8 protein-coding genes are annotated in these 13,060 nt (G+C 45.3%); all 8 read right to left on the bottom strand.

All coding sequences use genetic code 11. The features are described 5' to 3' along the window. Positions 1 to 181 precede the first annotated feature (181 nt). On the bottom strand, positions 182 to 1,978 hold the full coding sequence (locus tag VIR50_RS00170) for a RagB/SusD family nutrient uptake outer membrane protein (protein WP_331933130.1): 1,797 nt from the start codon (positions 1,976 to 1,978) through the stop codon (positions 182 to 184). A gap of 18 nt (positions 1,979 to 1,996) precedes the next feature. Continuing rightward, the gene (locus VIR50_RS00165) at positions 1,997 to 5,332 is read right to left on the bottom strand and encodes a SusC/RagA family TonB-linked outer membrane protein (RefSeq protein ID WP_331933129.1); all 3,336 of its coding nucleotides are present in this window, start codon (positions 5,330 to 5,332) and stop codon (positions 1,997 to 1,999) included. Positions 5,333 to 5,643: 311 nt separating this feature from the next. Then, on the bottom strand, positions 5,644 to 7,827 hold the full coding sequence (gene recQ / locus VIR50_RS00160; RefSeq protein ID WP_331933128.1) for a DNA helicase RecQ: 2,184 nt from the start codon (positions 7,825 to 7,827) through the stop codon (positions 5,644 to 5,646). 91 nt (positions 7,828 to 7,918) lie between these two features. Beyond that, positions 7,919 to 9,172: an ATP-dependent Clp protease ATP-binding subunit ClpX gene (gene clpX, locus VIR50_RS00155; RefSeq protein WP_331933127.1), complete on the bottom strand. Its 1,254-nt coding sequence runs from the start codon at positions 9,170 to 9,172 to the stop codon at positions 7,919 to 7,921. After that, on the bottom strand, positions 9,153 to 9,854 hold the full coding sequence (gene clpP / locus VIR50_RS00150; RefSeq protein WP_331933126.1) for an ATP-dependent Clp endopeptidase proteolytic subunit ClpP: 702 nt from the start codon (positions 9,852 to 9,854) through the stop codon (positions 9,153 to 9,155). Before clpP ends, clpX begins: the two co-directional genes overlap by 20 nt. Before the next feature lie 152 nt (positions 9,855 to 10,006). Then, the gene (tig, locus tag VIR50_RS00145) at positions 10,007 to 11,371 is read right to left on the bottom strand and encodes a trigger factor (RefSeq protein ID WP_331933125.1); all 1,365 of its coding nucleotides are present in this window, start codon (positions 11,369 to 11,371) and stop codon (positions 10,007 to 10,009) included. A gap of 276 nt (positions 11,372 to 11,647) precedes the next feature. Then, on the bottom strand, positions 11,648 to 12,079 hold the full coding sequence (locus tag VIR50_RS00140; protein WP_331933124.1) for a hypothetical protein: 432 nt from the start codon (positions 12,077 to 12,079) through the stop codon (positions 11,648 to 11,650). Positions 12,080 to 12,204: 125 nt separating this feature from the next. Beyond that, complete coding sequence (gene lptB, locus VIR50_RS00135; protein WP_331933123.1) at positions 12,205 to 12,996, bottom strand: LPS export ABC transporter ATP-binding protein; 792 nt, start codon at positions 12,994 to 12,996, stop codon at positions 12,205 to 12,207. Between the last annotated feature and the right edge of the window lie 64 nt (positions 12,997 to 13,060).

Raw genomic sequence — 13,060 nt, 5'->3', positions numbered from 1 at the left:
AAAGCAGGCTTTTGACACGATAAAAGGACAGCTTTGACTGCATAAAAAGGCCACTATGGGACGGTAAAAGGGCTGCTTTGGGAAAATAAAAGGATAAAGGTAAGCTATTTAAATCAAAAGGAATACGCCGCGGCAAGCACCGCGACGTATTCCTTTTGTTTATCTATAAAGTTCTAACTCCTTACCAACCGGGGTTCTGCTTCAGCTCGTAGCCACGGCTCTTATAGAGGGTTATCTGGTCCTGCGGTATAGGATAGAGATAATCTTTCTCCGCATAAACACGAAGCAAGTCAGCCTTCGTGATGGGCACAATGTAGCCGGCGTCGCCACTGCGGTCGAGGGTCAGGCTCTTGAGGTTATCAAGAGTGATGGCCTTCATGGTGCCGGCGGCAATGGCTTTCTTATTCACCTCGTTGTACCAAGCCACATAACGGGCCTTATCGAGCCATGCGCCCTTGTTGAGTTTGGCGTTGAGCTTCATGTCGGCATACTGCAATTTGCCCCAGCGACGCAAGTCATTGAAGCGTAATCCCTCGTAAGCCAGCTCTGTACGGCGCTCTCTGCGCACCTCCCAAAGCACGGGTGACACGTCCTGATCGCGCTCAGGATCGTTGATGGTCACACCTTTTACGGCAATCTTATCGCCACTCAAGGTTACATGAGGCATGCTTGTGCTCTTTCGATCACGAATAACATTGATGGTCTTATCGAAGTCAGCTTGCATCAAACTGTAGGCCTTGAGGTCGGCCAACTCGGCAGCGGCCTCGATGTAGTTCATCAACACCTCGTTGTACTTCATGACTGGAGCGTCCGTAATACAAGTAGAACTGCGACCACCGGCCTTGTCCTTGAGGCTCTCGTTTACATAACGATTGGCAAAATAGCCTGAAACAGCCGATACACTGGCCACACCCACCAACTGCAAACCGGTCACATCGACGTTGGCAAGCAGGCGAGGATCGCGGTCGGTAATCTCGTCAAAAAACCAAGTATCGCCCTTAAACAGCGCATTATCGGCCTGACGGATAGGCAAACCGTTGGTCGACAAGAAGGCGTCGACGAAGGAACGAGAGGGACTGCTCTCCTCTTTCTCGGTGTTTTGGAAGGCCATCAAGCTATGGGTTACCACGCCATCGACATAAGAACGATACATGATAATCTCGGGATTGCCGGCCAAATCCTCCGAAGTTGTGAGGTCTTTGTAGGTATCGCACAGCCTATATTTGCCACCATCCATGATGTTTTTGGCAAAAGTCATGGACTCTTTCAGATATTTTTTGGCCAAATCGGCTTTCTTCTCACGATACTTTTGCCATGTACCTTCAAAGAGCATGATACGTGAGGCAAAGGCATTGGCTACGTCACGGGTTATATACAATCCGGCCGTACCATCGGTAACGCGGATGTTCTTCGTGGCGAATTGCAGGTCGTCGAGCACCTTATCCATCACAGTGGCACGAGGCTCACGGGGCTTATAGAGCTTTTCATAGTCGGCAGTACCCAACGTCTCGTCATAATAAGGCACATCGCCAAACCGTGACACGAGCGTGGCATACTCCATGGCACGCAGGAATCGGGCCACGCCCAGCCAATGATTCTTGGCCTCTTCAGCCAAGGTAGAGGTAGAGACACGCTGAATCAGCAAGTTGATAGACCGCACGTCAGAGAAGCTCCATGCGGTAGCGGCGGTGGCAGTGGTAGGTGCTACCTTCGTAAAGAAAGTGGCCTTGGCCTGCGCATTGTCGTCAGTCCAATCGGCAACGTTGGTCTCCGCGAAGTTATCGGCACGGCTCCAACCCGACCGGTAGCCGGGGAAATAAGTGGTATAGAGATTCAACACCTCTGTCCTGATATTTGTTTCGTCGTTCCAAAACGAAGGAACGTCCGTCACAGTATCCAACGGCTCACGCGTCAGGAAGTCGTCGCATGATACCAAGGTCAGCGATAACATCGCCAAAGTCAATATTTTTGTTTTCATGATGAAATACGTTTAGAGTTAGAATACCAATTGAACACCGAAAGAAAGTGTCCTTGAGAAGGGGTAAGAACGGCCAAACGACCATGAGCCACTGCCGTATCCTACCTTGTAGTCGGTAGACTCGGGGTCAACGGGAATCTTCATATCGTCGAACTCGAATAGGTTTTCAGCACTGACATAAACGCGTGCGCTGGTGAAATGAATGCGACGCATAAGGTCCGCGGGCACCGTGTAACCGATGGTAATGTTCTTACAACGCAGGTAAGCCATGTTGCAGAGGAAGCGTGTTTGGCGCAAATAGTTCTGACCATTGCTGACCCATGCGCTGTTAGAAGGACGAGGATAGAACGCTCCGGTGTTATCGGGGGTCCAATAATCCATCTGATGATCGAAAGCCGAATCCATGTAACCGGAACCGCCGGCAGGGATAGCTACAGAACCAAAAGCCCAGAAGTCGTGCTTACCCACACCTTGGAAGAAGGCGCTAAAGTCGAAACCTTTGTAGTTAAGGCCGAGATTGAAGCTGTACTCATAGTCGGGTAAGGAGTTACCAATGACCTTCAAATCGCCATGGTCCTCAACGGTATTCTTACCATAGCTTATCTTGGTGTCGTCATCGTCAAGGTTCTTGTACTTCACATCACCGGGACCAAACTTGAACGCTCCCGTTTCAAAGAGTTTTTGGCTGGGAATACCGGCCTTCAAAGAGCCGTCGGCGTTGAAGTCTTCCTTTTGGAAAAGACGGTCGGTTTCGTAACCCCATATCTCACCGAGGCGTTTTCCCTCGTAATTACCGTAGATATTGCGGTCCTGCGCATTGAACTTCGTAATCTTCTCAACAACATGTGAGAGCGAGGCTCCGGCCGAAAAAGCCAATCCGTTCTCAAACTTGTGATGATAATTCAATCCAAGTTCAAAACCGTTACCGGTCATTTCACCATAGTTAATCTTAGGAACGGCGGCACCAAACGTGGCGGGCAGAGACTCGCCGGCGGTGTGCATGTCGGACGTTACACGGTGATAGTAATCAAAAGTAAAGTTGAGTTCATCGTTGAAGAAGCCTGCGTCAACACCTACATCGAATGTTGTCACACGCTCCCATGTCAATGCCGGAGAGATAACGGTAGGTGTTTGCAGGGCCATAAGCTCGGTTTTATCGACCCAACCGGAGTTAACAGAGGCCATCGTAGAAATGAAAGAGTTGGCCGTTACGTCTTGATTACCAATGGAACCCCATGAGCCACGGAGCTTCATGTAGGACAAAACAGGCTTGGCCCAGTCCATGAATTTCTCCTCGGAGATACGCCAACCGGCTGAAACAGAGGGGAAGAAAGCCCACTTTTTACCAACGGGGAAGCGTGAGGAGCCGTCGTAACGAGCATTGATTTCCAACAGATATTTCTGCATGAAGTCATAGTTGACGCGTCCGAAGAAACCTGCGGCAGCGAAATCATTATGGAATGAGTTGCCCTTATCAAACGAATACTGGTCGCCCGTGGCCAAAGCTATTTCGGGTAAGTTCTGACTGATGAGCAGACGACGCTCTGAATAGTGTGAGAAACGCTCACGGGTCTCGGCGTCGAAACCGGCCATCACCTTGAAATTATGCTTGTCCTGCAAATTAAAATTGTAGGTGGCATAGGCCTTGAAGATATTTTGCAGCGTGTAACGGCTGTTTTCCACGACACGGTTATGGGTTTGCTTGTAAATGTCGGAGTAATCACTGAGAGGCGCGGCGGCAAACATGTTGTAGGCCATCACGGTTCCACCATTGCGTTTCTGATAGTCATTGATATAACTAAAAGTATAATCAAAATTGATGGCGAGGTCCTTCAGAGGATTGAGTTCTGTACCGATATTTGCCCGCAAGTAGGTAGACGTAAGGCTCTCACGGTTGCCATTCTTGATGTCGGTAACGGCAGAGCGGAATGGTTTGCCCTTATAATCGGCATAAGGATACCAACGCGGCCAACGCATAAGATAGAACCAAGCGTCGTACTGGCCCGAGGTATAGCGATAGGGCTGGTCGTTGTTAGAACGGGTAAGCAAGATATTGGTACGTACCTTCCACCAATCCTTGATGGCAGTGGTGATGTTGCTATGCAAGGTAAAGCGGTCGTACTTATCTGTATTGAACTTCATGACACCCTTTTGGTTGAGGTAGCTCATACTGATATTGTAGGTAGTCTTCTTGTTACCGCCCGTAATGGAGAGGTTATGGTTCTGCTGTGGCGTCCATTTGCGGGTAAACTCCTTGATAGGATCAAAGGAACGATAAAAATAAGTATGGCCGTTCTTCAGCTCAAAGTCGCGTCCTTCCTGCATTTCGCCCAGCTCTTTTTGCGACATGCCGCCATACTGTTTTTCCCATGCAGCTATGTTATCAACCGCATCTTTGTCGATCGTATAACCGATATTCGACTTCTGATTGAGACCTTCACGCTGCATAATGGCCCAAATAAAATTGGCATTATCAGTGGCAGAGGCAACTTCGGGCATTTTGGTGGGTGTGTTCCAAGCGAAGTTATTGGAGTAAGAAACTTGTACTTTGTCATTATGATTGCCTTGCTTGGTAGTAATCAGGATAACACCCCAAGCCGCACGGGTACCATAAATAGAAGCCGACGCGGCGTCCTTCAGCACGGAGATGGTCTCAATATCGTCAGGATTGACAAGGTTAAGGTCGGGTACTTCTACGTTGTCGACCAAAATAAGTGGAGAAGTTCCGCCCGTGGCGCTCAATGAACCTACGGAACCACGGAGCTTGATGGTGGACTGCGTGCCGACACCACCCGTGTTGTTGGTGATGGTCAGACCGGGAGTGATACCTTGTAAAGCCTTGCCCACATCGGTAATAGGACGGTTGCCCACGGCCTTACTCACGTCTACATTGGCCACAGCACCGGTAAGATTGGCTTTTTTCTGCGTACCGTAACCCACGACAACCACCTCGTTGAGTTCTTGCATCTCGTCTTTCATGCTGACCGTCATGTTGTTCTGTGCCTTCAACACAACGGGCTTAAAGCCCACATAATTGAACCGCAACATGGCGTTGGGATCTTTTAAAGAGATTTGGAAGTTACCATCCATGTCGGTAACGACACCGTTCGTGGTGCCTTGCTCCATGACGCTGACGCCTATCAGCGGCTCGCCCTGCTCATCAAGCACACGTCCTTTGACCACTTGCTGCTGTTGTACGACAGCCACTTCGTTCACTACGGGATGGTTCACACTCCCTGCATAGGCTGTGGGAGTTGCTGCCAACAAGAACAACGAGGCCACTTTCAGGCTCCGCATTCCATAAGCAACAGCATGAAATCTCATTTGTTGATTACAGTTAGTTGGTTTTTTCATATAGATTTTAAATTGGTAAAGTAAATGATTCAACATTAATCAGTATATAAAATAAAAAGAAAAACGTTTCGTCACGATATTAATTACAAAACAAATTTAATCGTTTTAAACGTAAAAAAGTACGAAAGGGGCTCTTTGAGAAGAAAATTAAGTAGAATTAACTAAAGAAGGTTACAAAACGAAAACATCGGTCACATAATGCAAACAATAACAAAGAGCAAACAAAAAAGCCGTCCTCACTCCTTACATAAAGGAATGGGGACGGCTATCGTTTGACCTACAAACCGTGTGGCAGGGTAACACCTATCTATTTAATTGGCCATTTCAGACATGAATTTAATACGTACCAATCGGATTTCTTCTTCGGAATAATCATCACCAAGTTCCTGCAAAGCGGCCTCAATGTCATCGGTCTCGCTTTCACGGAAGTACTCATAAATGTCTTCCACATGGTCTTCGTCCATGACTTCTTCCAAGAAATAATCTATACCGAGCTTCGTTCCACTGTAAACAATGGCCTCGATTTCATCCAATAAGTCATCAAAGCCCATGCCCAAAGCCTCTGCCAAATCGTCTAAAGCGATTTGACGGTCAATGCTTTGGATAATTTTTACCTTCACGACCGACTTCTTTGGCACGGTACGAACACGTAGTTCTTCGGGACGTTCGATACAGTTTTCCTCACAATGGCGCTTGATCAATTCGCAAAACTCCTTGCCATAGCGCTTTGCCTTACCCGCTCCGACACCTTGAATGTTCTGTAACTCCTCCAAGGTAACGGGATACATCGTAGACATTTGCTCCAATGATACGTCTTGGAAAATGACATAAGTGGGCACATGGAGCTTGCGGGCCATGTCACGACGCAAATCTTTCAGCATGATATAGAGCGACTCATCGAGCACAGCTCCCGTGGCCTCGCCCGCGTCATCATCGTCATAATCCTTAAATTCCGTGTCTTGAACTATCATGAAGGATGTTGGCGACTGCATAAAACGCTTACCGGCAGCCGTAAGTTTCAACAAACCGTAGTTTTCCACATCCTTTTTAATATAACCGGCGATAATCGCTTGGCGCACGACAGGACTCCACAACTTGGGCGACTCGTCTTCTCCTTCTCCGAACTCCTCGAGCGTTTCATGGCGATGCGACACTATATCATCGGTAGCACGGCCCTTAATAAAGTCAACGACGTACTCGGTTCGGAAATTCTCTTTCAAAGCATGAATGGCTCTCAGGACGATAAGCAATGCGTTACCGGCCTCTATCCGCTCCTTGGGATGCAGGCAGTTATCGCAATTATGACAATTATCTTGTAAGTATTCCTCACCAAAATAATGGAGCAACAGCTTACGGCGACAAACCGATGATTCGGCATAAGCAGCCGTCTCCTGCAATAATTGTTTGCCTATATCCTGCTCGGCAACGGGTTTGCCCTCCATAAACTTCTCTAATTTACGAAGGTCCTTCTGTCGATAAAAAGCCACACAAATGCCTTCACCACCATCACGGCCGGAACGACCGGTCTCCTGATAGTAGCCCTCAAGACTTTTTGGAATATCATAATGAATAACAAAACGGACATCGGGCTTATCGATTCCCATGCCAAAAGCGATGGTCGCAACAATGACATCAATACGTTCCATGAGGAAATCGTCTTGCGTCTGAGAGCGCGTGGCACTATCGAGCCCTGCATGATAAGGAGCGGCGCTGATGTCGTTGGTCTTCAATACGGCCGCCAACTCCTCCACTTTCTTACGCGACAAACAATAGATAATGCCACTCTTTCCCTTGTGCTGCCTGATAAATTTCACGATTTCATCATCCGTCGCCTTATCGCTCCGCTTCTGCCGTACCTCATAATAGAGGTTAGGACGATTGAAAGAACTTTTAAACTCACGGGCTTCGGTGATTCCCAAACTCTTCTTTATGTCTGATCTTACCTTATCCGTAGCGGTGGCGGTCAATGCTATCACGGGGGCATTGCCTATCTTCGTGATGGTAGGCCTGATATTCCTATATTCCGGACGGAAATCATGTCCCCACTCCGAGATACAATGGGCCTCATCAATCGCATAAAAAGAAATCTTGACATTCTTCAAAAACTCTACGTTTTCTTCCTTATTAAGGGATTCGGGAGCAACATAAAGAAGTTTTGTCTTGCCATCAGCAACATCTTTCATGACCTGCTGAATGGCGGCTTTATTGAGTGAAGAGTTCAAATAGTGGGCCACTCCGGTCTTTTCGCTCATGCCATTAATCACATCGACTTGATTCTTCATCAAGGCTATCAAGGGTGATATGACGATGGCGGTGCCCTCCATAATCAAAGAAGGTAGTTGATAACAAAGACTTTTTCCTCCGCCGGTTGGCATTAATACAAAGGTATCATTGCCATCCAACAGATTGCGAATTATCGCTTCTTGATCGCCTTTGAACTTGTCAAAGCCGAAATAGTGTTTTAATTCAAGGGTAAGATTAACTTTGTTTGCCATACGAATAAGCAGTATATGGTCTGCTATATTGAACTATCATTATATCTCCGACCGGACAGAAAAGATACGCTTCGCTGCCCGGCCGAAGCAATCATGCAGATTCACGCTCTTGCAGATGAGATTTATCCAATTGGCTCTTGGCATAATCAAGAGTCACATTAAACTTCTTGGAACGCTTTGATGGAATTTCAAACATGGCGTCCATCATGATAGCCTCAACAATAGAACGCAATCCTCGTGCTCCCAACTTGTACTCCACAGCTTTATCTACAATAAAATCGAGTACATCCTCTTCAAACGTCAAAGCGATACCGTCCATATCAAATAGCTTAACATACTGCTTGATAATGGAGTTTTTGGGTTCTTCCAAAATACGGCGCAGCGCCTTTCGGTCCAAAGGAGTGAGGTAGGTGAGAACGGGAAGTCGACCGATAATTTCAGGTATCAAACCAAAGGATTTCAAATCTTGTGGCAACACGTACTTCATCAAGTCGCCCTTATCAATGTTCCTTACGTTCTGTACAGAGTTGAAGCCAACAACGTGAGTGTTCAAACGCTGCGCAATCTTCCGCTCTATACCATCGAAAGCACCACCACAAATGAACAAGATATTCCGTGTATCTACGTGGATATAATCCTGATCCGGATGTTTACGTCCTCCCTTAGGCGGAACATTAACCACAGTACCTTCCAACAGTTTCAGCAGCCCTTGCTGCACGCCTTCACCACTTACATCACGGGTTATGGAGGGATTATCGCTCTTACGAGCTATCTTATCGATCTCATCAATAAAGACAATACCACGCTGAGTGGCTTCCAAATCATAATCAGCCACCTGCAACAAACGGCTCAAAATGCTTTCTACGTCTTCTCCCACATAGCCGGCTTCGGTAAAGACGGTGGCGTCAACAATCGTGAATGGCACTTCCAACAGCTTTGCTATGGTACGTGCCAAAAGCGTTTTACCCGTACCCGTGCTACCCACCATGATGATATTGCTCTTTTCTATCTCCACGCCGGCAGCGTCGGTAGGCTGCTGTAAACGCTTATAATGATTGTAAACAGACACAGAAAGATAACGCTTGGCCTCATCCTGACCAATAACATACTCGTCAAGATACTTTTTTATTTCCTTAGGCTTCGGCACTTTCTTCAAATCAAAGTTAGCCGTATTGCTATGATTATGCTGCTTTGATTCTTCAGAAGTCTCTACCAAGCCTGCTGTTTCCAAAATATGATAGGCCTGCTGAACGCAATCTTCACAGATATTACCTTCAAGTCCTGAAATCAATATCTTGACTTCATCCTCATTCCTACCACAAAAACTACACGTTTTCTTTGCCATTCTGTTCCTTTATAACATTATTCTTACGAACCAGCACCTCATCTATCATTCCATAATCCTTGGCTTCTTGCGCTGTCATCCAGTAGTTACGATCTGAATCAGCCCACACTTTATCAAACGGAGTATGCGAATGATTAGCGATTATTGTATAGAGCTCTTTCTTGAATTTCTGAATTTCACGAGCTTCAATCTCTATATCTGAAGCCTGTCCTTGCACACCGCCCAACGGCTGATGTATCATAACACGGCTATGGGTAAGGGCCTGACGCTTTCCTTCCTGACCGGCAACCAAAAGAACGGCGGCCATAGAAGCGGCCATTCCCGCACAAACAGTCGAGACATCACTCGAAATAAACTGCATCGTATCATAAATAGCTAAACCGGCCGTTACGCTTCCACCGGGGCTATTGATATAAATGGAAATATCCCTTGTATTATCCACCGATTCCAAATACAGCAACTGGGCTTGCAATGTATTTGCCGTATAATCGTCAATCTGCATTCCCAAGAAGATAATACGGTCCGCCATCAAGCGTGAGAACACATCCATTTGGGTTACATTAAGCTGACGCTCTTCAAGAATATAGGGATTAAGATATTGCGCCTGCGACTTCAGGACATCATCAAGTACCATACCATTTATTCCTAAATGTTTGGTTGCATATTTTCTAAAATCGTTCATAATTTCCTTTCTTTATAAATAAAAGATAGAGGTTATCAACCCTCTTCCATCATCTTCATAAGAACAAAGATAGTAAAAAAGTCGATAACCTCTTATGCTAAGAAGTTTTTTTTTCTAAAAAAGCGTTATTTATCTTTCTTTCCGAAATGCTATTATTTAGCAGTTTCTTCCATCATCTTATTGAAATCATCAAGTGAGATTTCCTGCTCATTGAGTTTTACGACACCCTTAAGCGCCTCGATAAGTTTGCGATCAATGGCACGATCAACAAAACCGTCCACATTCTCACGCTTCTTCAATATTTCCTCCGCGTAATTATCAACATACTCATCGGGAACATTGTTCATGCCATACTGAGCAAACTGCACGCGTGCGGTTTCCTTAGCTGCTTCTTTCACGTCGGCGTCTTCCACCTTGATATTGTTAGCGGCTACGAGTTGCTCCTTGATAAGGTGCCAAGTAAGTTCTTGAATGCTCTTATCGAAATTCTTATCAACAAACTCTTGTCCCTTATCCTTATTGTTATTCAACATCACACGCTTCAACAACGCCTCGGGATAGGTAAGCTCACCCACTTTCTTCTCGCAGTAAGCACGAACATCAAGAAGGAACTTATAATCGCTGTCTACAACCAATTGCTCCTTAACACCTTCTGAAATCTTGGTACGGAATTCCTCTTCGCTCTTTACAACGCCTTCGCCATAAACCTGATCAAAGAGTTCCTGATTTACCTCATGATTCTTGTAACGAGAAATTTCTGTTACTTGGAAACTGAAATTACCCGTATGAGCAGCAACCTGATCACGCTCAATCTTGAGCAATGCAGACACTTCAGAATCATTCTCCGGGTATGCAGCACGAGGATTAAAGGTGATAATATCACCCAACTTAGCACCGTCGAAAAGTTTCTTCTGGTCTTCTACCTTTATATAGCTGGGCATAAGGCTTGCCGTATCAACGGTAATACCACCTTCAAGAGTGTTGCCTTGCTCATCGAGCTCACGCAAATCGCCTTTCAGCAAATCATTGTCCTGATAGGTTTCTGCCTTTTCATAACCACCCGTACGTGAAGCAAACATTTCAACCTGACGATCGATCAACTTATCATCAACGGTGATATTGTAGTAATCAATCTTGTTTTTACCATTCAGCTCTATCTTGAACTCAGGAGCTACAGCAATGTCAAACATGAATGTGTAAGGAGCTTCTTTCTCAAGGTCTTGGGGCTCCTGCTTCTCTGAAGGAAGAGGCTCGCCAAGCATTTGAATCTTATTGTCCTGCACATACTTGTAAATCTGCTCACCCACCAGCTTGTTAATAGCGTCCATCTTAACAGATGTACCGAACTGCTTTTTAACCAAGCCCATAGGAACCATTCCCGGACGGAAACCGGGGATGTTAGCTTTTTTACGATAGTCCTTCAATGTCTTCTCGACATTCTCTTTGTAATCAGCTTCTTCGACAGTAAGGGTCATCAAGCCGTTTACTTTGTCGGGATTTTCAAATGAAATGTTCATTTCTGATATTTACTTTATTGTTTATGATTAAATTCTAAGTTGCTGACGTGCGGACATAATCCTTCCTCACGACAATAGGCTTGCAAAAGTACTGCTTTTTAACGTAAATACCTAATTAGGAGAAAGGAATATGCTAAAAATTTGGTGTTTTTAACCACGTCAAAGCTCAATTATGACTATCTCACATTCATTCTTTGCGCTTCAAAATATATACATTTGACACCGACAAAAATGAACCATAACTCATTTAACCCATAAAAGAAAGATACCCTTTCCTCAATTAGTGGGCTTAAAAGTGCTCGGTTTTTTCTTAGCAATATCAGGCAACTGAATACTTTCTCCTCGCTTGTTATAGTCCTTTATCAAAGCGTTCGTTTCGGATATTTCTTGTTGATATTCATCGTAAAACTTACTTTTTACGCCTAATTTCAGAGCCTCCTCTCGTGAAATATCCAAATATATGACACTGTCTTTTAATGTTAAATAATCCACTAAAATAAGACCGGCAGCCCGCTTTGCCCTCACAGCTTTCGGCATGGCTTGCAATTCTTCAAGCGAAAGCTTCAACGCTTTAGCTTCTGCTTCCGCGGCAACAAATTCCTTTTCTATTTTTTTAGATTTGTTTTTCAAAGAATCGGACTTTGAAGTACAAGAAAAACACACAGATGTAAACGCTACCAGCGCAATGTAAGAAAGAAAATGTTTCATGACATATAATTTTAAGTTAACTAAAAAAACACTACAATTATACAAAAAATATTCTACAAACTATGTAAAGTTTTATTTTTTTATTCTGTTAACCTATAAAATACATACGTGTTAATGAAACTCACTTAGTCTTTCTCACGTGCCCTACGCTCTTCGTCAAGCGTTTGGAAATCTTTTTTACGCAACACAAAGCTGTTACTTAGATACTTCTCACGCACTATCTTGTTGGAAGCCAACTCCTCAGGATTGCCTTGAAATAGGATTTTTCCTTCAAACAACAAATAGGCACGGTCGGTAATCGTCAGGGTCTCCTGCACATTATGGTCGGTAATAAGAATACCAATATTACGATATTTCAGCTGCCACACGATGTGCTGAATATCCTCCACGGCGATAGGGTCAACTCCGGCAAAGGGCTCATCCAGCATGATAAACTTTGGATTAATGGCCAAACAACGGGCAATCTCCGTGCGGCGACGCTCACCACCCGACAACTGATCACCTTTATTCTTGCGCACTTTATTGAGACGAAACTCCTTTATCAGACTCTCAAGACGCACCAGCTGCTCCTCACGGGTCAACTTTGTCATTTCAAGCACAGACATAATATTATCTTCCACGCTCATTTTCCTGAACACACTGGCCTCCTGCGGCAGATAGCCAATGCCCGCACGGGCACGCTTATACACGGGATAGTCGGTTATCTCCTCATCATCCAGATAAACATGGCCTTCATTAGGTACCACAAGACCCGTGGTCATATAAAAAGAGGTGGTCTTGCCCGCTCCGTTAGGGCCCAGCAATCCTACGATTTCACCTTGCTTCACATTGATACTCACACCATTAGCCACCGTGCGCTTGCCATAGCGTTTCACAAGACCTTCCGTGCGGAGAGTGGTCAGTTTTGTTTCGTCCATATTGTCATTCATTTGCGTGCAAAAATACGAAATAACATTGTAAAAAACAAACGAAACGATTCGT

This window comes from Prevotella sp., from assembly GCF_036570325.1.
Lineage (GTDB): Bacteria > Bacteroidota > Bacteroidia > Bacteroidales > Bacteroidaceae > Prevotella.
This window is presented reverse-complemented; position numbering and strand designations above follow the sequence as displayed.